Genomic DNA, 22,113 nt, shown 5'->3' on the forward strand with positions numbered 1-22,113 from the left:
CGCGGCGCTTCAGTTCTTCTCCCACGCCAGCCTGTCGCCTTGGCGGACGAGCGGTGTACTTAGTTCGCGACACAGCGCGGTCATGCGCTGGCATATGTCGTCGAGTTCCGCGCCGCGTGCAAGGGCGACCTGCGCCACTGATAGCGTCACCGGGAACAGTTCGATCTTTCTCAACTCCCTTTCTTCGAAACCGAGCCTGAACAGACAGGAGCGGTCGTTGCGCATCAGCGGATGGACGGCGTAATCGTCGATGAAGTCGCCGGTGTCATAGAGTATGGGTTTGCCCTGATGCAGCTCGATGCCCTGGCAGAGATGCGCACTGTGGCCGTAATAGACATCGGCCCCGAGCTCGATCACGCGCCTGGCGAAATTCCGGAAAGCGGGCGACGGGCGCTCGATGAAATTGGCTCCCCAGTGGTTGGAAAATACCACCAGGTCGGCGCCCTGTTCGCGCGCCTGCGCAATGCCGGAAGCGATGCGCGCCAGCGTCGCGTCATCGGTTGCGACTTCCATGAAATTGGTGCCGGGGCGGTCACTCTGGGCGGCGAAGCCGGGTTCGTTGTCCGTGAACGCCAGCATCGCCACGCGCCAGGGGGTTGATTCTCGCGTCTCGAACAGCGCCGGCTGCGCTGCCTCTTGCGCGTTCACGCCCGCGCCCGCATGGAGGATGCCCGCGGCATCCAGCACTTGCAGCGTGTCGAGCAGTCCTTGTTCCTCGAAATCCAGCGTATGGTTGTTGGCAAGTGAGCAGGCGTCGATGCGCGCGGCTTTCAGCACTTCGACGGTTTCCGGATCGGCGCGGAAATTGAACATCTTCCAGCCGCGCGACCAAGGCTGCTCATGGGCGGTGAGGGCGCATTCCAGGTTGACAATGCGCAGGTCGGCCTGAGCCAGCAGAGGCAGCACGTCGCCCCATGGATCGGCTGGGCGCATGGACTTCAGTGCCTCGTTGACGCCGCGGCCGAGCATCACATCTCCTGTCAACGCGAGGGTGCGCATTCCTGTCCTCCTGTCGCCGGTCAGACCGGTTGCGAAGTACGGCTTTTGCTGAACAAACTAACGATAACACTTTATTTCAAGCGTCTCATATGGGGTCTAGAATCCAGAGGCGATGCATGGAGCGATTGCCGTTCCTGTCTTCGGGAATCGATGGAGCCTCGAATGGAAATGAGCGATGGGACACTGGGAACATTTCGCGCATGAGTCCGACATCGGCGTGCGCGGCCTCGGCGCTTCCTGTGCCGAGGCGTTCGAACAGGCCGCGCTGGCGCTCACCGCCATCGTCACCGATCCGGCGGGAGTGAGCTCCGTGGACAAGGTGGAGCTGAGCTGCGAAGCGCCCGACATGGAGTTGCTGCTGGCCGACTGGCTCAACGCCGTCATCTACGAAATGGCGACGCGCCACATGCTGTTCAGCCGCTACGAGGTGAGGCTGGCGGACGGTTGTCTCGACGCCATTGCGTGGGGCGAACCGGTGGAACTTTCCCGCCACCGGCCCGCCGTAGAACCAAAGGGGGCGACCTATACCGCTCTGTCGGTTCGCCATCGGGAAGACGGCAGCTGGCTGGCGCAGTGTGTGGTGGACGTCTGAGGAGGTGTAATGGACCTTTCAGGTTTCGAACGCATTTCCGAATTCGAGTGGCAGGCTCCCGCCACCGGCGCGATGCGCGTTCCGGTGGTGATCTTCGCCGACGAGGCGCTGATGCGCGCGATGGACGAAAAGGTGCGAGAGCAGGCCTCGCGGGTCGCCATGCTGCCCGGCATCGTGCGCGCCTCCTATGCGATGCCCGATGCTCACTGGGGCTATGGTTTTCCCATCGGCGGCGTGGCCGCCTTCGATGCCGATGAAGGCGGCGTGGTCTCCGCGGGTGGCGTGGGCTTCGACATCTCCTGTGGCGTGCGCTGCCTGCATACCGGACTGAAATCCGCCGAGCTTCTCCGTCAGCAGGTGCGGTTGGCCGATGCGTTGTCCCGCGCCATTCCCGCCGGCGTGGGCAGCACAGGGGAGTTGCGCCTGTCCGCGGCGGAAATGGATGACATGCTGACCGGCGGTGCGCGCTGGGCGGTGGAGCGCGGCTACGGCGATGCCGCCGACCTCGAACGCGTCGAGGAGGGCGGGCAGATGAAAGGGGCCATGCCGCAACAGGTATCGGTGCAGGCCAAGCAGCGCCAGCGCGACGAGATGGGCACGCTGGGCTCCGGCAACCACTACCTCGAAGTGCAGCGCGTGGCCGAGGTCTATGACGAGAAGATCGCTGCCGCCTACGGGGTTGCCGTGGACGACGTGGTCGTCAGCATCCATTGCGGCTCGCGCGGCCTGGGGCACCAGATCGGCACCGAGTTCCTGCGGCAGATGGTGGTCGCAGCGCCCAGCCACGGCATCGTGCTGCCGGACCGCGAGCTTGCCTGCGCGCCGATCGAATCCGAGCTCGGGCGCAGCTACCTGGGCGCGATGCGCGCCGCGATCAACTGCGCGCTGGCGAACCGACAGATCCTCACCCACCTGCTGCGACAGGTGTTCGCGCAAGTGTTCCCGCAGGCACGCCTGCCGCTGCTCTACGATGTGTCGCACAACACCTGCAAGGTCGAGGAACATGAGGTGGATGGACGACAGCGGAGGCTGTACGTGCACCGCAAGGGCGCGACACGCGCCTTCGGTCCAGGCCATCCGGATATTCCATCCGCCCTGCGTGCCGCGGGCCAGCCGGTGCTGATCGGCGGCAGCATGGGCACCTCCTCGTTCATTCTTGCGGGCACCGAACGAGGCATGAAGCTCGCCTACGGTTCGGCTTGCCACGGTGCGGGACGCGCAATGAGCCGCCATGAGGCCACGCGCCGCTGGCACGGGCGCGAGGTCACCGACGAACTTGCGGAACGCGGCATCCTGATCCGCAGTCCGTCTTTCCGCGGCGTGGCGGAAGAGGCGCCCGGCGCCTACAAGGACGTGAGCGCGGTGGTCGATGCGGCGGACAGTGCGGGGTTGGCGCGCAAGGTGGCGAAGCTGGTTCCGTTGGTCTGTGTGAAGGGGTGATGTCATGGATAAATTGATACCCGGTGTTGGCGATGCGCTGCTCGTCGTCGATGTGCAGAACGATTTCCTGCCCGGCGGCGCCCTGGGCGTGCCCGACGGCGATCGGGTGCTCGCACCGATCAACAAGGCCATAGCGGTATTCCTCGCACACGGGCTGCCGATCTTCGCCAGCCGCGACTGGCACCCCGTCGGCCACTGTTCGTTTCGGGAGCAGGGTGGTCCCTGGCCGGTTCATTGCGTGGCCGACACCCCGGGCGCGGCGTTTTCCTCCATCCTCGAATTGCCGTCGACCGCAACCCTGATCTACAAGGCCACCCGCGTGGACGAGGAGGCGTACTCGGTATTCGGCGGCACCGGGTTCGAGGGGATGCTGCGGCACGCCGGCGTGCGGTGCATCTTCATCGGCGGGCTCGCCACCGATTATTGCGTCCTCGCCACCACGCGCGATGCCCGTATGCGGGGATTCGGCGTCGTGGTGCTGACCGATGCGGTGTGCGCCGTCAACGTGCAGCCCGGCGACGGCGCGCGCGCGCTGGCAGAGATGAAACAGCTCGGTGCGCAGTTCGCCACCTCGGCGGAGCTGGAGTAATGAACAGCGAAACCAGCCTGCTGCTCACCGACCTCTACCAGCTCACCATGCTGCAGGGCTACTTCGAGCGCGGCATGAACGAGACCGCCGTATTCGAGTTCTTCGTGCGCAAGCTGCGGCCGGGGCGCGGATTCCTGATGGCGGCGGGAGTGGAACAAGCGCTGGACTTTCTCGAACAGGCTCGCTTCACTGCAGAGGAACTGCAATGGCTGCGTTCCACGAAACGCTTTTCGGATGGGTTCGTCGACTGGCTCGCGGACTGGCGCTTCGAGGGCGAGGTGTATGCGATGCCAGAGGGCACGGTGTGCTTTCCGAACGAGCCGCTGCTGCGTGTGGTGGCGCCGATGCCACAGGCGCAACTGGTCGAGACCCGCCTTATCAACCTGCTGAATTTCCAGACGCTGATCGCCTCCAAGGCGGCGCGCTCGGTGCTGGTGGCGCCCGGCAAGCTGCTGGTGGACTTCGGTCTGCGCCGTGCCCACGGCGCCGAAGCAGGTCTGCTGGCCGCGCGTGCGGCTTATCTCGCCGGTTTTTCCGGTTCTTCCACGGTGCTCGCCAGCGCGCGCTTCGGCGTTCCTGCGTTCGGGACCATGGCGCATTCCTTCGTGCAGGCACACGATTCCGAAATCGACTCCTTCCGCAGTTTCGCCCATGCCCAGCCGGACAACGTGGTGCTGCTGATCGACACCTACGACACCGAGGCCGCCGCGCACAAGGTGGTGGAGTTGGGACATGAACTGGCAGGGGAGGGCATCGCCATCAAGGGCGTGCGTTTGGACAGCGGCGACCTGGGCGAACTGGCGCGACGCGTGCGGCGCATACTCGACGACGGCGGGCTGCAGGCCACCACCATCTTCGCCAGCGGCGACCTCGACGAATACCGGCTGCGCGAGTTGCTCGCGCGGGGGGCGCCCATTGACGGCTTCGGCATCGGAACCCGGCTCGATACTTCCGCCGACGTGCCCTACCTCGATTGTGCCTACAAACTGCAGGAATATGCGAGCAAGCCGCGGCGCAAGCGATCCATCGGCAAGGCTACCTGGCCGGGACGCAAGCAGGTGTGGCGCAGCTATGACGAACAAGGCCGTATGGCGGGGGATGTCGTCAGCCTGGAAGACGATCATCAGATGGGAGAGCCGCTGCTGGTTCCGGTGATGCGCGGCGGACGCCGATTGACGCAGCCCGCGCTGGAAGAGGCGCGCCGCGATGCCGCAGACAACCTGGGCAAGCTTCCCGTGCACCTGGCGTTGCTGGAAGAAGGGCCTGCCTATCCCGTTGAGATCGCTCCGGCCCTGCAACAGCTGGCCGGAGCGGTCGATGCGCAGAAATGACGCTCTTGAAGCTATGGGAAAACGAAACCCTTTTCCTTGAACAGCCTGATGCAGGCATCGACCGCATCCGCGTTATAGAGCTTGCCGCGCTTGTCCGTCAGCTCGCCAAATGCGGCTTCCAGACCCAATGCCGGGCGGTAGGGGCGGTGGGATACGATGGATTCGACCACATCGGCCACCGCCAGGATCTGGGCTTCCAGAAGGATCTCGCTGCCTTTTAGTCCCCTCGGGTAACCCGACCCGTCCAGCCGCTCGTGATGCTGCCGAACGATGTCTGCGATAGGCCACGGGAAGTTGATGCCTTTCAGGATATCGTAGCCGGCTTCCGGGTGAAGCTTGATCAGCCCGTATTCGAGCACGTTCAGGGAGAGCGGTTTGCTGAGGATCTCAGCCGGGATCCTGATCTTGCCGACGTCGTGCACCGTCCCGGCGATGCGCAGCCCGTCCAGCTGTTCCTTTGCCATGCCCAGCTCCTGGCCGATGGACACAGACAGTTCGGCGACGCGCTTTTCATGGCCCGCGGTATAGGGGTCGCGCATCTCGACCGTGGCGGCGATGGCCTGGATGGTCTCGGTAAGGTTGGTGCTGATTTGTCCCAGGTACTGGCGGTTTGCTTCTGCTGCTTGGTCGCGTTCTATCCGTGTGCGCAACGACTGGATGCCATAGGCCAGGTCGCCTGCCAGTTCCTCGAGCAGCACCACTTCTTCGGTATCGAATGCATCCGGTTCTGCGGCGTAGATGGTCAATGCACCGAGGATGCCGCCATTTTCACGCAAGGGCAGCGCAATGCTCGACTGATAACCATAAGAGAGTGCCTTGTCCCGCCACTGGGCCATGCGCGGATCGGTCTCGATATGCTGGGCGATTTGTTTTCGTCCGTCGCGCACTGCCGTGCCGGTTGGGCCGTATCCGGCAGGACCTTCCCCCCAACTGATCACGGTCTCATCGAGATACCCGGGCCGCACGGCATATTGCGCGACAGGCTGGAGGGATTTCGCCTCGTCCTGCTGCGCATAGCCCACCCATGCCAGCAGGTAGCCGCCTTTTTCGACGATGGCATGGCACATGGTCTTCAGGAGTTGTTCTTCGCTGTTCGAATGAGCCAGTGTGTGGTTGCAGGCGCTCAATGTCTTGAGCGCGCGGTTGACATTACGCAGCGCTTCTTCAGCCTGCTTGCGCTCGGTGATGTCCTGTCCTTGCGCCATCGTGGCTACCACGGTCTTCCCGTCAGCCGAGTAGAGCGTCGCAGAGTTCCACAAGGCTGTCCTGACCGCGCCGCTCGTATGCAGTATCGGAATCTCCACCGTCTCCCAGCGTTCTCCTTTCTGGGTCTGATGGATAAGGGTCAGGGCTTCATCCTTGCGGTCTTCAGGGAAGAGGATGTCGATCTGTTTGCCGATGACTTCGTCCGCCTTCCGTCCGGTCAGATGCTCGAAGGCATGATTGAACATGGTGATCTGGTACGAGGGGTTCCACACGATGACCGGTGCATTGGCATGGTTGAACAGGTTTTCCAGGTAGTCACGGGTCTCGCGCAGTGTCTCTTCGGCCTGCTTGCGCCCGGTGATGTCTATCCCGAAACCGGCGATATATTTCGCCGCATCCCTGACAAACAGGCTGCTGGTGAAGACATAGTGCCGCGTCTCGCCAGTCTTCCGGAGTATGCGCAACTCCACGGTCGCACGGCCATTCTGGAAGGTCTCCCTTACCTTTTCGACAAGAAGATGCCGGTCTTGCTCGCAAATGAAGCCTTGCGCATCGGCCCCGGAAATCTCCGATGGCGGCCGGCCCTGAAGTATTTCCAGGTTCTTGTTCCAGCGGACGAAGCGCCCTTGCAGGTCGAGCAGGAAGAACACGCCGGGCAGTCCGTCCACCAGCATATTGGAGAACGTGACTTCCTCCAGTTGTTCCTTTTCCGCCTGCTTGCGCCGGGCGATCTCCGCCTCGAGCTCCCTGACCTTGCGCTCCAGCTGGCTGAACACCCGTTCGCTGTATTCGGCAAGGTAGTGCTCTTCCTTCTTGGCCGGCACCTGGCGGGATGCCGCACGTCCTTCTCGGTGCTCCCTGATGACCTCTTCCACGATGCCCAGCAGGGCGTCGGCTTCAAGCGGCCGGCGGATGTAGCGGTCCGCTCCCAGGCTCAACGCAAACTGCTCGTCCTTCTCGTCGGTATAGGATGACGTCATGAAAACGAAGGGGATGTCTTTCAGCGTTTCATCGCCTTTGCATTCCCGGCACAACCGGTAACCGTCCATCACCGGCATCAGGATGTCCGAGATGATCAGGTCGATCTTTTCCGCTCTCAGCTTGGCAAGCGCCTCCGCTCCGTTCTCAGCGGGCACCATTTCGAAGCCGCGGCTCTTGAGCAGGACCTCCAGCAGGTAGCGGTTCTCGGCCTGGTCGTCGACGACCAGTATCTTCGCCTCATTCATCGCAGGCGCCTCCCTCCGTCGCTTGCGCAGGCATAGGGTGCGTGCCTGCGTTCGCGATGCAGACCCTGTTGCGCCCGGTCTGCTTGGCTTCGTACAGCGCCTGGTCGGCATGCTTGAGCAGCGCATCGATGCCGGCATCGTCGTCGCGCAAAGTGGCGACTCCGATGGAGATGGTGAAATGTATGGCCGGGCCTTGCTCGATCGGCACGCTGGCGGTTTCGATCTCCTGGCGCAAGCGCTCCGCCACCTGGGCCGCCATCTGGGTATCGGTCTCGGGCAGCAGGATAGCGAATTCCTCACCACCGATGCGGCCGAGCACGTCCACGTCGCGTACCGCATTGCAGGCTATCTTCGCCAGCAGGATCAGCACCATGTCCCCGGCCGCGTGTCCATGGTTGTCGTTCACCGCCTTGAAGAAGTCGATGTCCAGCATCAACATCGACAGCGTATGCCCGAAGCGGCGGGAGCGTCCCAGTTCCTGCTCGGCCCGCTGCATGAAGTAGCGCCGGTTGGATATCCCCGTAAGGGAATCGGTGCGCGCCTGGCGCTCGAGTTCCTGCTGCAGGGCCTTGCGCTCGGTGATGTCATACACGGTCGCCCGGCACATCAGATAATCGCCGTTATCATCTTTGACAACGGATGCGTTCATCAGCACCGGCAGGACCGTGCCATCCTTGCGCAGCATGTCGAATTCGATATCGAGCACACTGCCATGCTCTTTCAGGTGCGAGAAACATTCCTGGAAAGCTTTCAGACTGTCGCGAGTGATCAAGTCGGCGAAATTCATTTTTCCGACCAGTTCCTCCCGCGTGTAGCCGAGCCAGGAGAGTTCGGTGTCATTGATCCGCACGAACACCCCGTCCTTGTCCAGAGAGTGGTAGCCGCAGGGCGCGCGGTTGTACAGGTCCTCGACTTCCTCCGTGTACTGGTTCAACTGCTGCTCGGCCTGCTTGCGCGCAGCGATCTCCACTTCCAGATCATTCACCTTTTGTTCCAGCTTGCTGACCACCCGTTCCGCATATTCCGCCAGATAGGAAGCCTCCTCTTTTTCCTGAGCAGGGAGGGAAGGGGTATGCCCCGCGCGCTGTTTCGCAACGACGTCCTTGACGATGCCGATAAGGTCATCGGACTCGATCGGGCGGCGTATGAACCTGTCGGCGCCCAGGCTCATGGCAAACTGCTCGTCTTTCTCGCTGGTATAGGCCGCGGTGATGAAGATGAAGGGGATGTCCTTCAGGCGCTCATCCTGCTTGCAGACCCGGCACAGCTTGAAGCCATCCATCACCGGCATCATGATGTCCGAGATGATCAGTCCTACCCGGTCCTGCCGCAGCATCTCCAGCGCCTCCACTCCATTGGCGGCGCTCACGACCTCATAGCCGTATGCCTTGAGCAGTACCTCAAACAGGTAGCGGTTTTCTGCCTTGTCGTCCGCGATCAATATTTTCACTTGGCGAGGCTCCGAATTTGCATCACTCACGTTCTGTCTATAACCGTTTTCTATCGATGACTTTCCCGGGGATGAGCTACAGATATCCCCGGATGTCGTTCAGGAAGGTTTCGGGGTTGATGGGCTTTTCCAGGTAACCTGTGCAGCCCGCCGCCAATGCCCGCTCCTTGTCACCGGTCATGGCAAAGGAGGTCAACGCCACGATCGTGATGTTCTGTTCTCCCTCCGATTTCCTGATCCTCCGGGTCGCCTCCAGTCCGTCGATGCCGGGCAACTGGATGTCCATCAGGACGAGATCCGGCTTTTCCTGCAACGCCAGTTCGACGGCTTTCTCGCCGGTTTCGGCCTTGAGCACCTGATATCCTGCATGGGTCATGATGAAATCGATGAGGTACATGTTGGCCAGGTTGTCTTCCACCACCAGTATCCTTTTCATTCGTCGCCCCTCCTGAAATTGGCCGGCAAGGACAGGATGAACACGCTGCCCTTGCCGGGCTTGCTTTGTGCCGCGATGCGCCCGCCCAGCAGGTTGGCCATCTTTTGCGATAGATACAGGCCCAGTCCCGTGCCTTCCCTGGGCCTGCCATCGACCACGATCTGGCTGAACGCACCGAAAAGTTTCGCCATGTCCTCGCGGTCGATGCCGATGCCGGTGTCCCGCACCATGATCTCTACGCCTTCGGCGTCGGCGCTCAGGCTGAACTCGATGCGGCCGCTGTCGGTGAACTTCACCGCATTGTCGAGCAGATTGACCAGGATCTGCCTGACCCTGCGCTGGTCGCTGGCGACCGGCAGGTTTTCCGGCGCATCGACGGCCAGTTCGATCCCCTTTTTTTGCACCGCGACGGCGAAGGAATCCGCCACTTCCCGCACCAGCCCGGCCAGATCGAACTCGGCAACGACGACCTCCGCCACTCCGGCTTCTATCTTGCTCACATCGATCACATCGTTGATGAGTTGCAGCAGATGCGATCCGCTTTCCTTTACGATGGCGAGTTGCTTCCTTTGCTCTTCGTTGATAGGCCCTGCGATGCCCTGCAGGATGACGCCGGTGAAGCCCATGATGCTGTTAAGCGGTGTCCGCAATTCATGGCTCATGCTGGCGATGAACATGGACTTGAGGCGGTCCAGCTCCTGCAGCTTTGCGTTGGCGGCCTCGAGTTCGCTGGCCTTGCGACGATATCGCTCCTCGCTCTCGCGTAATGCCATCGTGCGTAGCTGCACGAGTTCCTCCAGGTGTTGCCTGTGCTGTTCCAACTCGGCCTGTGTCTTTTTGAGTTCGGTGACGTCGGAAACGACACCGGTCATGGCTTTCAGGTGTCCGTCGGCGTCAAAGCTGGGGAAACCTCGTTCGTGCATCCAGCGCATCTCGCCGCCGGGCCTCACAGTCCGGTACTCGATTTCGTAGGCTTTCCCTTGGGCGTGCTTCTCCTTCACGATGCGCATCAGAATCGTCCTGTCATCGGGATGGACGGCATCCAGGAACGACAGCGGATTGCGGTACAGGCTTTCGCAACTGCGCCCCCAGAGGCGTTCGTAGGCCGGGGAGATATAGAGCATTTCCTTTACGCCAGGCGAACTGATCCAGAACACGTCCTGGATCGTCTCGGCGATCATTCTCAGGAGCTCGATCGACAGGCGCAATTTTTCTTCAGCCTGCTTGCGTTCCGTGATGTCACGCAGGTTGGCTGACCCACCGACGATCCTGCCGGCGGCGTCCTTGATGGGAGACACGGTTACTGATACGTCGATCAACGTGCCGTCCTTGCGCTGCCGCACCGTTTCCATGGCCCCCGTGCGCTCGCCTCGCCCGATGGTGTCCAAATTCCGAGCAACCTCGCCGGCGTGTTCGGACGGAACCACGAGAGACTGGACAGGGCGCCCGACCGCCTCCGCGGCGGTGTAGCCGAACAGCCGCTCCGCGGCTGCGTTCCAGCTTTCCACCACACCGTCGAGCGTTGTTCCGATGATTGCATCATTCGACGATTCGACGATCAATGCCAGGCGTGACCTGGCTTCATCGGCGGCGATCACTTCGGACAGATCGGTGACCACCGCGGCGATGGCGTCCACTGCGTCCAGCTTGAGAGCACGAGTGGAGAAGAGCGAGGCCATTCTGGTTCCGTCCGCCGCCTGCAGGGTGATTCTGCAGCGGACGGGGGGATCGCAGTTTTGCGTCAGCATTGTTTCCAGGGCGGAAAGTTCTGCGGGCGGAACGAAATTCCGCAGATGCGAGCCCAGCACCTGTTCCAGCGGCACTTTCAGGAGTTCAGCGAAGCGCTGATTGCAGTAGAGGATGATGCCCTCCATGGAAAAGGTGACTGCCCCTTCGGTCATTTCCTCGACCATCACGCGATAGGGTTCCTCTGCGCCCTTCAGGGTGTAAATCTGCTCGCCTTCCGGCCCGGACACGACCAGGGCATCCACCTCGCCGCTGCGGATGGCGCGCAACGTCTCCTCGAGTTCCTCCAGCCTGGCTCGCAGTTGCCGGTTTTCCTGAAGGAGCGATTCGTTGTTGGGGGTGTCAGACATGGCGATTCCGGATCTGCATGAGGTTAGTCAGCTGCGGGCCTTGGAACCAGGTCCAGCCCGACCAGCACCTTTTCCTTTTCCGACAAGTCGCCCACCAGATGCCGCAAGGGCGTCGGCAGCTGCTTGATCAGGGTGGGGACGGCGATGATCTGCGCGCTGCGGGCCAGTTCCGGATGCTGGTAGATGTCGATGACCTGCAGGTCATAGCGGCCTTGCAGATGGGTCTCGCAGATCTCCTTGAGGTTCTCGATCGCCGTCACCGAGCGCGACGTCGCGCCGCTCACATAGAGGCGCAGGACGTAGGTTCCCGCTTCGGCCTGCCTTGCAGTCTTTTGTTCGGCATTGCTCATCTGCGCCTCCTGTCAATGTCCCGGCCGTAACTGCAGGCCGACCAGTACCCGTTCGGTGTTGGAAAGGTCGCCGATGATCTTCTGTATCGGCTCCGGCAGTTTGCGCACCAGGGTCGGCACGGCCAGGATCTCGTCTTCGCGGGACAGTTGCGGGTTCACCATCAGGTCTATCACTTCGATGCGATAACGTCCCTTGAGATGGGTCTCGCACAGTTGTTTGAGATTGTTCAAGGCGGCGATGGACCGCGGAGTCTGCCCGGCCACATAGAGCCGCAGCTCCCATTCGGCATCGCCCGCTGGCGTTACTGGCTTCTCGGCTTCATTCATTTCCGTTCTCCAGAGTTGCCGGACGCGGAGCCTTCCCGCTGCCGGCCCGCCTCGATGCGCCCGGCAAGCAGGCTCTGAGCGCTGCCTTCTGCTTCGGCAATGGCTTCCTCCATTTCCCTGCGCTCGATCTCGAACTCTGACTGGAGCTCGGCGATCCGGGCCTCCAGCGCCTTGCGCTTGTGATCGATCACCAGGCGCCTGCGCTCCGCGTTTCGGCCAAGGGCAAGGTTTGTCGCCTCGTCCGTGAGTTCCTGGAATGCTCGGGACGAACCGGTGAGGATGCCGTTCGGCCCCATGTACACCTCCACCAGGTCCACACCTCGGTCGGTGAGCAGGAACTCGCGCACCTGGTTGGAATGGGCCATGCCGCGCGCCTTGAGGACATACAGGAGGCGGGTGCGCTCGCCGCCTTGTTCCAGGTTGCGCAGCAGCAGCCAGATGTCGATCAGCGATGAGATACCCACTTCGCTCTGCTCGGACGGGCTTCCGCCGCTGGTGAGGCTGGTGAACAAGGCGGTGATCTGCCTGGACTTGAGGAAATCCACCAGGCGCATCAGCATGGCCTTGCCCTCCGGGAAGCTGCCCGCCACCTCGAAGCTGGAGACGGGATCGAACGCCACCACGGTGGGCTGGAACTGATCGATGGTGCGCTCGACGGCAGCCAGGTGCATCTCCAGGCCGTAGGTGGATGGCCGCGCCGCCTGGAAACGCAGCAGGCCCTTGTCCACCCAGTGCTTCAGATCGATGCCGATGGAGCGCATGTTGCGCATGAACTGGTCCGGTGATTCTTCGAAGTTGCAGTACAGGCAGCGCTCGCCCCGGCGGCAGGCGGCCTCCGCGAAGTGTGCCGCGATGCTGCTCTTGCCGGTGCCGGCGGTGCCCGATACCAGCAACGCGCCGCCCCGGTAATAACCGCGTCCGCCCAGCATGGCGTCGAGTTTTGCGATGCCGGTGGAAACGAAATCCGTGGGTACCTGGTATTGCAGGCTGATGGCGGTAAGGGGCACCACCGTGAAGCCCTGCTCGTCCAGCAGGAAGGGATATTCGTTGGTGCCGTGGGCGGAGCCGCGGTACTTGACGATGCGCAGGCGGCGGGTGGCGACCTGCTCGCTGACCCGCTGGTCGAGCAGGATCACGCAGTCGGAGACATATTCCTCAAGCCCGTGGCGGGTGAGGCCGCTTTCGCCGCGCTCGCCCGTGACGATGGCAGTGACGCCCTTGTCCTTGAGCCAGCGGAACAGCCGCCGCAGCTCCGCGCGCAGGATGCCGGCGTTGGCGAGGGCGGCGAACAGCGCCTCGATGGTATCCAGCACTACCCGCTTTGCACCGACGGAATCGATGGCATAGCCCAGGCGGATGAACAGACCTTCCAGATTGTATTCGCCGGTCTCCTCGATCTCGCTGCGCTCGATGCGCACATGGTCGACGACCAGCTGCTTTTTATTTACCAATGACTGCACGTCGAAGCCCAGAGAGGCCACGTTGCGGGCGAGCTCATCGGCGTTTTCCTCGAAGGACATGAACACGCCGTGCTCGCCATATTCTGTGGCGCCCATGACCAGGAACTCCATGCCGAACAGCGTCTTGCCAGAGCCGGACCCGCCGCACACCAGCGTCGTGCGTCCCTGCGGCAGGCCGCCGTTGGTGATCTGGTCCAGGCCGGGGATGCCGGTGGGACATTTGAGCAACCCGGCGCTGGCAGCCGCCACTGTTTGGGTTTTCTTGCGCATGTCCTGCCTCCACGATCATTGAAGAATATGGCCTTATCGCAAGCTCGTGCTCCGCTCCGATTTTCCAATCCGGGCCGTATGCCGGGTACAAGACGCCGAAAGTCGAGCATGCACATCCGCGGTAGAAATGACCATGGGGTGAACACCCCAAGCATGCTTTTCCTTGGATGCTTTACGCGTCGCTCATCCTGAAATGGGCAGGCAAGGAAAGGGTGAACACGCTGCCCTTGCCGGGTTCGCTCTGCGCCGTGATGCGTCCGCCCAGCAGGTGGGCCATCTTTTGCGAAAGATAGAGGCCCAGTCCCGAACCTTCCTTGGGCCTGCCCTCGATCACAATCTGGCTGAACGCGGCGAATAGCTTCGGTATGTCCTCACTGCCGATGCCGATGCCCGTGTCTTGCACCGTGACCTCCACGCCTTCTGGGCCGGCGTTCAGGCGGAGCGCGATGCGACCGCTGTCGGTGAACTTCACCGCATTGCCGAGCAGATTGACTAGGATCTGCCTGACCCTGCGCTGGTCGCTGGCGATCGGCAGTCTTTCCGGAACCTCGACGGACAGTTCGATTCCCTTCTTCCGCACCGCGACGGCGAAGGAGTCCGCCACTTCCCGCGCCAGTTCAGCCAAGTCGAACTCGGCAATGACGATCGCAGCTTTATCGGCTTCTATCTTGCTGACGTCGATCACGTCGTTGATGAGCTGGAGCAGGTGCCCCGCGCTTTCTTTTACCAGGGTGAGCTGCTTGCTTTGCTCTTCGTTGATCTCTCCTGCCATGCCTTGCAGGATGATGCCGGTGAAGCCGATGATGCTGTTGAGCGGGGTCCGCAACTCATGGCTCATGGAAGCGATGAACATGGACTTGAGCTTATCCAGTTCCTGCAATTTGGCATTGGCCTGCTCAAGTTCCAGTGTCTTTTCCTCCAGATGGTCATTGATGCTCTTGAGTTGATCCTGGACGGTCATCAGCTCGCGGTTCTGCGAGGCTGCGTTCTCGTAGGTCGAGATGAGCAGGCCCATGATCTGCCGGCTTCCCGCGTTCACCCGGTATTTCTCACCATCCAGGGTCAACTCCATTTCCATCTTTTTTTCTTCTTGCCTGGGTTCCGTCAATGCCTTCTTGACCCTGAGCAGCAGATAGCGCTCGTTGAAGGGCTTGGTGACATAGAAATCCGCCCCCGCATTCAGGCCGCGTATCACGTCTTTGGCATCCGACAGCATGGTCAGCAGGATCACCGGTGTGTCCCTCAGCTCCTCATCCATGCGGATGGCATGGCACAGCTCGTAGCCGTCCATCACCGGCATATTGATGTCGCTGATGACCAGCCTGGGCCGCTCTTTCCTTGCAGCAGACAACCCCTCCGCGCCGTCCCTGGCGACCGTCACCCGGTAGCCTTCATGCGCCAGCGTACGGCGCAGCAGCTCGGCCTGGATCATGCTGTCTTCCACGATCAGGATGGGCGTCTGCGCTGGGCTGGCTCCCTGATTCCCGGTGTCGTCCTGTTCCAGGTTCATGGCGTGTGGGTATCCGCATCCAGGTTCAGCAACTTCAGCAGGGCAGGGGCGATCTTCGGCAGGGGCAGGACATAGCGCGCGGCGTTGGCCGCGATCGCCTCCTTCGGCATGCCGAAGATGGTGCTGGTTTGCTCATCCTGGGCGATGGTCGTTCCTCCCGTCTGCGAGATGGCCCGCATGCCCTCCACGCCATCGCGTCCCATGCCGGTGAGCAGCACGCCCGCTGCACTTTTTCCATAGTGGAGCGCCAGAGACTTGAAAGTCACGCTGATGGACGGGCGATGGCCTTCGTAGGGGATGGTGTCGATGCATTCCAGTCGGCCATGGCTGCCCACCACCAGGTGCGAGCCTTCGCGCGGGAAATAGACGGTTCCCGGTTGTGGCAGGATGCCTGTCTCTGCGGTCACGATCTTCAGCTGGCACTTGGTCCCAAGCCAGTCCACCAGCCCCTGCATGAATCCTTCGCTGATATGCTGGATGCAGAGCAGCGGCACCGGCAGGCTGCCCGGCAGGTGCGACAGGATCTCTTCTAGCGCCTGAGGCCCGCCGGTCGAGGCGCCGATGCCGATGATGCTGAGCGGAACTCCCCTGAGGGACGTCAGCTGGGTCAGCGCCGGAGGGACAGGTGGATGGGGCTCTTTCCATCGCTTGCGGATAGCGACCACTCCGGCAAGGACCTTGATCTTGCCGATCAGCTCCTGGGCATCCATTTCGTAACCCGCACCGGGGACTCCGCGCGGCTTGGCCATGATATCCACGGCCCCGGCCTCCAGCACCTGGAAGATGTTGGCAGTCTGTTCCTTCTGCACCGATATGCTGACCACCAGGATGGGGAGCGGGAATCTTTCCATCACCGCACGCGTGAACTCCAGTCCGTCCATCACCGGCATGTGCAGGTCGGTGCAAATGACGTCGGGCTGCAGGAATGGGATCCTGTCCAGCGCCTCCTTGCCGTTGATAGCGGTGCCAACCACCTGGATCTCCGGCGTGTTGGCGAGGATGCGCTTGAGGATGGCGAGCATGATGAGTGAATCGTCCACCAGCAGGACACGGATAGGAGCTTTGCTGGAGGAGAGGTTGTTCATGGCTAGATGAGCCTCGCCAGGCATTCCAGCAGCACCTGCTGGTCGAACGACGGTTTTGCGATATAGGCGTTCGCACCTGCTTCCAGGCCGCGTCGCTGGTCCTCCTCCGAGGCGAGCGAGGTCACGAGGATGATGGGGAGTTCGGTGTACTTCTTGTCGGCGCGGATCTTTTCGGTGAGATCCAGGCCGGTCATGTTCGGCATCACGATGTCGGAGACCACCGCGTCGAACGAGCGGGAGCCGAGTTTGTTGTAGGCGTCCGCCCCGTCGACGGCGGTGACCACCTCGTAGCCCGCGCCCTCCAGGATGCGTTTTTCCTGGGTGCGCGTGGTGATGCTGTCCTCGGCCAGCAGCAGGACTTTTCTCGCCGGTGCTGTCTCTGCCGCTGCCACCGGGGTTGCGGCGACGGAAGACTTGCGCAGGGTCTTGAGCAGGTCGTGCGGATTCAGCACCATGCATACTTCCCCGGTTTCCAGGATGGTCGCACCGGCCACGTTTCGCACCCGCTTCAGCAGCTTTCCTTGCGGTTTCAGCACGACCTCCAGTTCGTCGATCAGGTCGTCCACCATCAGCCCGAAACGTTCTTCACCCACAGTGAGGACGACGCAGGTCGAGACGGCTTGGGCGCCGCGTGTCTGCCTGATGGCGGGCGACGTGATGTCCAGCAGCTCGGTCAGCCACGCCACGGAAATGGCCTGGGCATCCAGCGAAATCGTCCGCTTTCCTTCCATGGTATACAGCGAGCGCAGTTCGACCTTGCGCGAGAATTGCACGTGCTCGACCGGCAAGGCGTAGCGGTACCCGTTCGCCGCGACGACCAGCACCTGCACTGTCGCCAGTGAGACCGGCAGCTGCGTTCTCAGCGTCATGCCCTTGCCAGGAACGGATTCGATCCGGAGCTCTCCCTTGAGTTGCTCCACGTTGTTGCGCACCACGTCGAGGCCGACTCCGCGCCCGGAAAGCTCGGTGACAAAACCGACGGTGGAGAATCCGGCAACCAGGATCAGCGACTGCAATTGCTCAGTGCTCATGGCGGCCAGTTCATCTTCGCGGTACATGTTGTGCTTCAAAGCGGTGCGCCTGATCTCGTCCAGGTCCAGTCCCCGTCCGTCGTCGCTGACCTCGATGACGATGCCGGCGGGAGTCTGGCTGGCCTTGACGCGGATGGTGCCGCTGCGCGGTTTGCCTGCTTGTGCGCGCTGCTCCGGGGACTCGATGCCATGGCCGATGGCGTTGCGCAGCATGTGCATCAGCGGGTCTTTCATTTCCTCCAGCACCCGCTTGTCCGCCACGGTCTCCTGGCCCTCGAGGACCAGCTCCACCTCTTTGTGCAGCTCCTGCGCCAGGTCGTGCACCAAACGCGGGAACAGCACGAAAAGGGTGGACATCGGCAGCAGGCGCATGGTGCGGATGCCGCTTTCGAGCTGGTCTGAGACGAAGTCCAGCCGGGCGCTGTCCTCATAAGCGCCGCCGCGTAAGTGGCTCAGCGTGGCTTGCAGGGATTCCAGTCTCTGCGCGATCTGTTCGCTCGCATTTGCCTGTTTTGCATGCAGCGCTCTTTCCCATTCCTCGCAATAATCAAGCAGCTCGTCCACCTCGGCCAAGCGGCGCGCGATACGGATCTTGGTCACCGTCAGTTCGCCCGCTTGCGTCATCAGCGCATCCAGTTTTTTCGGGTCGACGCGTATCGTTTCGATGCGGAAGGTTTCTTGCTTCGGCGCTGCGGGTTGTGAAGTGGCCGGTTGCGGAATGGCTTGCTGCGGAATGGTTGGTGCCGGTTCCGTTCCGGGCTGGGAAACTGGCGGCTGTTCTGTCTTTTGCACTGCGCCAACCGGCGTGGCCGTCTCACCGATCTCTATCTGCACCAGCCGGCGTATCGCCTCCAGGGTCTTGTTCATGGAGGCCACCGCTTCCGCTTGCAGCAAGGCTTCGCCTTTCCTGGCTGCCCCGAGGGCATCCTCGAGCTGGTGCGACAGGGTCTGGATGTCGATCAGTCCCAGCATCCGCGCTGCGCCCTTGAGGCTATGCGCTTCCCGGAACAGGTCTTCCAGCAGCGCCAGGTCGGACGGCGTCTCTTCCAGGCGCAGCAAGCCGGTGTCGAGGTGCTGCAAGCGCTCCTCGCTCTCGATCTTGAAGAGACTGCGCAGTTCCTTGTCTTCGATCATATTGATTTATAGAGGTGGATGGGGCTCAGACCAGCACCTTGAGCGATTGGGCCACCTCGTTCAGTTTCACCACGCCGATCTTTGCCTGCGCCGTACCTGAGGCGATCTCCTTCGAACCGTTGCTCAGGTTCTTCATCGCTTCCGAGATCTGGTTCAGCGCGCCGGACTGCTGCTTGCTGTTCAGCATCACCTGCTGAGCGCCCTCATAGACCTTGTTGGCGACCTCCGCGAGTCCGGCGAAGGATTCGCCGGACTGCTTGGAGATGGTTGCCACTTCCTCCGCGGTCTTGCTGCCTTCCTCGGTCGCCATCACCGCCGAGTTGGTGGCCTTCTGAACTTCCTCCACCAGCGCGTTGGTGCGTTCCGCCGATTTCTTGCTCTGGTCGGCGAGCTTGCGTATCTCGGTGGCCACAACGGCGAACCCCTTGCCGTGCTCTCCGGCGCGCGCGGCCTCCACCGCGGCGTTCAACGCCAGCATGTTGGTCTCGGATGCGAGCTCTCCGACCACCTTGGCGATGGAGCCGATCTGCTCGGCCTGTTCGGAAAGGCGCAGGATCTGTTCGGCGACCGCCCCGACTTTGGTCTTCATTTCGGTGATCCCCGAATAGGAGCGGCTGGCCAGTTTGATGCCCTCCTCGGTCAGGGCGAGCGACTGGTTGGCCAGGGCCGCGGTGTTTTCCGACTGTTGGGCGGAGGTCCGGGAAGAGACGCCCAGTTCTTCCGCCGTGGCCGAGACCTCGGTGATCGCGGCGGACTGTTCGCCCACCGTGCGCTCGTGCTCGGTCATGGTGGCGGCGATTTCGGTCGAGGAAGTGGTCAGCGCGTTTATCTGTTCCTTGATCGAGGTGCTGATGCGTTCGGTCATCCACAGCCCGATCAGAATGGACAACAGGGTCGCCAGCGCGACGCCGATCACTACCGTTCTGATGAGTTCGTCGGTCGTGGCGACGCGCTCGTTTTCGCGCTCTTCCAGCAGCGCGTTTTCCCGCTTCTCGAATGAATCAAAGGTCTTTTGGAGGTCATCGAACAGAGGATTGCCGGTCGTTACCATCGCAATCGCCGCCGCCGATTTGCCTTCACGCATGAGCGAATCCGCCCTGTGCTCGATGTCCGCGATGTCACTCTGCAATTGGGCTGCTCTCTCGACCTTTGCTTTTTGACCGGACTCCGTCACCAATGTCCTCAGGATTTCTATTGATTCCGTGAATTGCCTGTTGCCTGTCTCAGTGACCTTGAGCAACTTGTCGTCCCTGGTCAGGAGGTAACCCCGGGTGGCGCGCATGGACACGGAGACGCCGATCTCGGCCTCCTTTGCCAGGGTCACGATCTTGAATGTCTTTTGAGCCAGATCAGAGTGCCCAGACAAGTCTTCGACACCGAGATATACGAGTGTGGCCACTCCCAGGAACAGGACCAGCGGGACGGCATAGCCCAGCAGGATGCGGTAACGCAGTTTCATGTTCTTGAACATTTTTTCAGCCTCCCATCAAAAAACGGATTTCAAATCATGGAGCGATCGAGTCACACTTCTTCCTCCACCACGAGTCCTCCTTTGGCCAGGATCTCCTGCATGTCCAGAATGCTGACCATGCCTTCGCCATAGCGCGCCACGCCCTTGCAGTATTCGTTCTTCTCTTCATTCGCCGCCGGCAGGGGGGCGATATCGGTCGGCCTCAGGTAGATCACCTCGATCACCTTGTCCACCGGTATGCCGATGGAGAGGTCGCCCGACTCGACCACCATGACTTCCGCGGCAGAGCTGCCCGCCGGAATGTTCAGCAGCCCCCTGATGTCCGCGAGAGTGAGGATGTCGCCGCGCAGGTTCATGTTGCCGGCGATGTGCGGCGGGCAGCAGGGGATGGTCGTGACGCGCCGCAGAAGGGAAAACTCGCGCACCACGTCCAGCCCCACGCCGAAACATTCTTCGCCGAGCTGGATGATGGATAGCGGGATCCTTTCGGCGGCTTCCAGACTTTCCACTGCCTGCATCAGGTTATGAGCGCGGGTGCGGAACACCGCGCGCTCCTCATCGGTGGCGTCCGGACAGAAATAGGTGTGGGGACTGGCGGAAACGCCGGGGGAGGGCTGTGCCGGGGCATGGAGCAGGCGTTGCACATCCAGCAGCATGATGATCTCCGTCTCGACCTTGGCATTTCCCGCAAGGAAATGGCTTTGCCCGGCGGGGGCTTCATCGTAACGGGGGGGCGGTTCGATCGCCGAGGCGGGAATCCCGATCACGTCGCTGACTTCGCCGACGATCACGCCCATGATCGTGCCTTCCGCTTGCAACATCACGATGCTGTCGCTCATCTGATAGCGCCGGGGAGGATGGCCGAGGCGCAAGGCGAGGTCCATCACGGACTCGATCTTGCCGCGCCGGTTGACCACGCCGGCGATATGGGGCGGCGACTCCTCTGCGGGCGTGAGTTCCGGCAGCCAGGCGATCTCCAGCACCGATCGGGCATCCACTCCATAGCGGTAACCGTTCAATCTGAACAGCAGATAGGGAGTCATGGCATCTGCGCCCATGGTGTTCAGCCCGCGGGGCAAGTCGCGACGGATAGCCGGTTCCGTCCTGAGTCCTTCGCCCGGTAAAGCGCTTCATCCACCACCTTGAGACACACGTCCGGGGTCGAGCTGGCTTCAGGCAGGATGGTGGTGACCCCCAGGCTGATGGTGACGTAGGGGCTGACCTTGGAATCGGGATGAGGAAGATGCAGGTTCTCGATCTCGGCACGAAGCTTCTCGGCGACTTTTATCGCGCCGCTGGAGTCGGTTTCCGGCAGCAGCACGATGAACTCCTCGCCGCCATAGCGGGCGACGGTGTCAGCGGGACGGCTGACGACGTCCTGTGCGGTATGGGCCAATCGCTTCAGGCATTCGTCGCCGTCCAGGTGGCCGAACTTGTCGTTGTATAGTTTGAACAAGTCCACGTCGAACATGATCAGGCTGATGGGGCGCCGGTTGCGCAAGGCGCGCAGCCATTCCGCCGCCAGCCTTTCATCGAAGTGACGCCGGTTGGCGATGCCGGTCAGGCCATCGATGTTGGCCAGTTTCAGCAACTGCATGTTGAGCTCTTCCAGTTTGATCTGGCTCGCGCGCAGCGCCCGATAGGCGTCGTCCCGCTGCAGCCGGCTGACATAGGAGCCGGAGTGGTAGCGCAGCCGCGCGACCAGCTCCACAGAGTCGGGAAGCTTGACCACGTAATCGTTGGCTCCCGCCGCAAAGGCCGCGGCCTTGGTGACGGGATCGTCATTGCTGGAAAGCATGATGATGGGGATGTCGCGCGTGGTGGGATGCGCGCGGATGAATTGGCAAAGGGTGAGGCCGTCCATCACCGGCATGGTGAAGTCCAGCAGGATGACGGTGGGCCCTATTCTTTCGGCGGTGCTGACCGCCTGGGTCGGGTCCTGGCAGTAATGGAAATTGATGTCTTTTTCATTGATAAGTTGGCGCCGCAGCAGCTCGGCAACGAACGGCTGATCGTCCACCAGCATGACCATGAACGGGTGCGCGATATCCCCGGTGGCCGCTGCCGTAGTCTGGTTATCCATGTACGTTTTCTCCATTGCCGTCCTGTG

18 protein-coding genes are annotated in these 22,113 nt (G+C 61.9%); 4 read left to right on the plus strand and 14 right to left on the minus strand.

The genetic code is table 11. From position 1 onward, the window contains the following. Positions 1 to 9: 9 nt before the first annotated feature. On the minus strand, positions 10 to 999 hold the full coding sequence (locus FGKAn22_RS03935) for a CapA family protein (RefSeq protein WP_212786679.1): 990 nt from the start codon (positions 997 to 999) through the stop codon (positions 10 to 12). Positions 1,000 to 1,174: 175 nt separating this feature from the next. Between FGKAn22_RS03935 and FGKAn22_RS03940 the strand changes: the two genes are divergently transcribed. Genes FGKAn22_RS03940 through FGKAn22_RS03955 form a run of 4 tightly spaced genes read left to right on the plus strand, consistent with a single transcriptional unit; the run spans position 1,175 to position 4,951 of the window. Then, the gene (locus tag FGKAn22_RS03940; protein ID WP_212786680.1) at positions 1,175 to 1,591 is read left to right on the plus strand and encodes an archease; all 417 of its coding nucleotides are present in this window, start codon (positions 1,175 to 1,177) and stop codon (positions 1,589 to 1,591) included. 9 nt (positions 1,592 to 1,600) lie between these two features. Next, complete coding sequence (locus FGKAn22_RS03945; protein WP_212786681.1) at positions 1,601 to 3,031, plus strand: RtcB family protein; 1,431 nt, start codon at positions 1,601 to 1,603, stop codon at positions 3,029 to 3,031. A 4-nt stretch (positions 3,032 to 3,035) separates the two neighbouring features. Then, a complete protein-coding gene (locus tag FGKAn22_RS03950) occupies positions 3,036 to 3,620 on the plus strand; it encodes an isochorismatase family protein (RefSeq protein ID WP_212786682.1) in 585 nt (194 codons plus the stop codon). Continuing rightward, complete coding sequence (locus tag FGKAn22_RS03955) at positions 3,620 to 4,951, plus strand: nicotinate phosphoribosyltransferase (protein ID WP_212786683.1); 1,332 nt, start codon at positions 3,620 to 3,622, stop codon at positions 4,949 to 4,951. The genes FGKAn22_RS03950 and FGKAn22_RS03955 overlap by 1 nt, the downstream gene beginning before the upstream one ends. An 11-nt stretch (positions 4,952 to 4,962) precedes the next feature. Here the strand turns inward: FGKAn22_RS03955 and FGKAn22_RS03960 are convergent, their stop codons facing one another. The 13 genes from FGKAn22_RS03960 to FGKAn22_RS04020 form a co-directional block, all read right to left on the minus strand. Beyond that, positions 4,963 to 7,383, minus strand: a complete 2,421-nt coding sequence (locus FGKAn22_RS03960; RefSeq protein WP_212786684.1) for an HD domain-containing phosphohydrolase — start codon at positions 7,381 to 7,383, stop codon at positions 4,963 to 4,965. Then, complete coding sequence (locus FGKAn22_RS03965) at positions 7,376 to 8,833, minus strand: GGDEF domain-containing response regulator (protein WP_212786685.1); 1,458 nt, start codon at positions 8,831 to 8,833, stop codon at positions 7,376 to 7,378. The genes FGKAn22_RS03960 and FGKAn22_RS03965 overlap by 8 nt, the downstream gene beginning before the upstream one ends. Positions 8,834 to 8,909: 76 nt before the next feature. Then, positions 8,910 to 9,269: a response regulator gene (locus FGKAn22_RS03970; protein ID WP_212786686.1), complete on the minus strand. Its 360-nt coding sequence runs from the start codon at positions 9,267 to 9,269 to the stop codon at positions 8,910 to 8,912. After that, positions 9,266 to 11,365, minus strand: a complete 2,100-nt coding sequence (locus FGKAn22_RS03975; protein WP_212786687.1) for a PAS domain S-box protein — start codon at positions 11,363 to 11,365, stop codon at positions 9,266 to 9,268. Before FGKAn22_RS03975 ends, FGKAn22_RS03970 begins: the two co-directional genes overlap by 4 nt. Positions 11,366 to 11,388: 23 nt before the next feature. Next, the gene (locus tag FGKAn22_RS03980; protein WP_212786688.1) at positions 11,389 to 11,715 is read right to left on the minus strand and encodes a circadian clock KaiB family protein; all 327 of its coding nucleotides are present in this window, start codon (positions 11,713 to 11,715) and stop codon (positions 11,389 to 11,391) included. Positions 11,716 to 11,727: 12 nt separating this feature from the next. Further along, on the minus strand, positions 11,728 to 12,042 hold the full coding sequence (locus FGKAn22_RS03985) for a circadian clock KaiB family protein (RefSeq protein WP_212786689.1): 315 nt from the start codon (positions 12,040 to 12,042) through the stop codon (positions 11,728 to 11,730). Beyond that, complete coding sequence (gene kaiC, locus FGKAn22_RS03990; RefSeq protein WP_212786690.1) at positions 12,039 to 13,772, minus strand: circadian clock protein KaiC; 1,734 nt, start codon at positions 13,770 to 13,772, stop codon at positions 12,039 to 12,041. The genes FGKAn22_RS03985 and kaiC overlap by 4 nt, the downstream gene beginning before the upstream one ends. Before the next feature lie 172 nt (positions 13,773 to 13,944). Continuing rightward, positions 13,945 to 15,282, minus strand: a complete 1,338-nt coding sequence (locus FGKAn22_RS03995; RefSeq protein WP_212786691.1) for a hybrid sensor histidine kinase/response regulator — start codon at positions 15,280 to 15,282, stop codon at positions 13,945 to 13,947. Continuing rightward, entirely contained in the window at positions 15,279 to 16,367 is a 1,089-nt protein-coding gene (gene cheB / locus FGKAn22_RS04000) for a chemotaxis-specific protein-glutamate methyltransferase CheB (RefSeq protein ID WP_212786692.1), read from the minus strand. Before cheB ends, FGKAn22_RS03995 begins: the two co-directional genes overlap by 4 nt. A gap of 2 nt (positions 16,368 to 16,369) precedes the next feature. Continuing rightward, positions 16,370 to 18,532 carry a hybrid sensor histidine kinase/response regulator gene (locus FGKAn22_RS04005; RefSeq protein WP_212786693.1) on the minus strand — a complete coding sequence of 721 codons (2,163 nt, stop codon included), beginning with the start codon at positions 18,530 to 18,532 and terminating at the stop codon, positions 16,370 to 16,372. 25 nt (positions 18,533 to 18,557) lie between these two features. Then, positions 18,558 to 20,003, minus strand: coding sequence for a methyl-accepting chemotaxis protein (locus FGKAn22_RS04010; RefSeq protein WP_212786694.1), 1,446 nt, complete (start codon positions 20,001 to 20,003; stop codon positions 18,558 to 18,560). 50 nt (positions 20,004 to 20,053) lie between these two features. Next, positions 20,054 to 21,046 (minus strand): chemotaxis protein CheW, encoded by a 993-nt coding sequence (locus FGKAn22_RS04015; protein ID WP_212786695.1) that lies wholly within the window; start codon positions 21,044 to 21,046, stop codon positions 20,054 to 20,056. 20 nt (positions 21,047 to 21,066) lie between these two features. Continuing rightward, positions 21,067 to 22,086: a GGDEF domain-containing response regulator gene (locus FGKAn22_RS04020; protein WP_212786696.1), complete on the minus strand. Its 1,020-nt coding sequence runs from the start codon at positions 22,084 to 22,086 to the stop codon at positions 21,067 to 21,069. Between the last annotated feature and the right edge of the window lie 27 nt (positions 22,087 to 22,113).

Origin of the sequence: Ferrigenium kumadai (assembly GCF_018324385.1) — a bacterium.
Taxonomy (GTDB): Bacteria; Pseudomonadota; Gammaproteobacteria; order Burkholderiales; family Gallionellaceae; genus Gallionella; species Gallionella kumadai.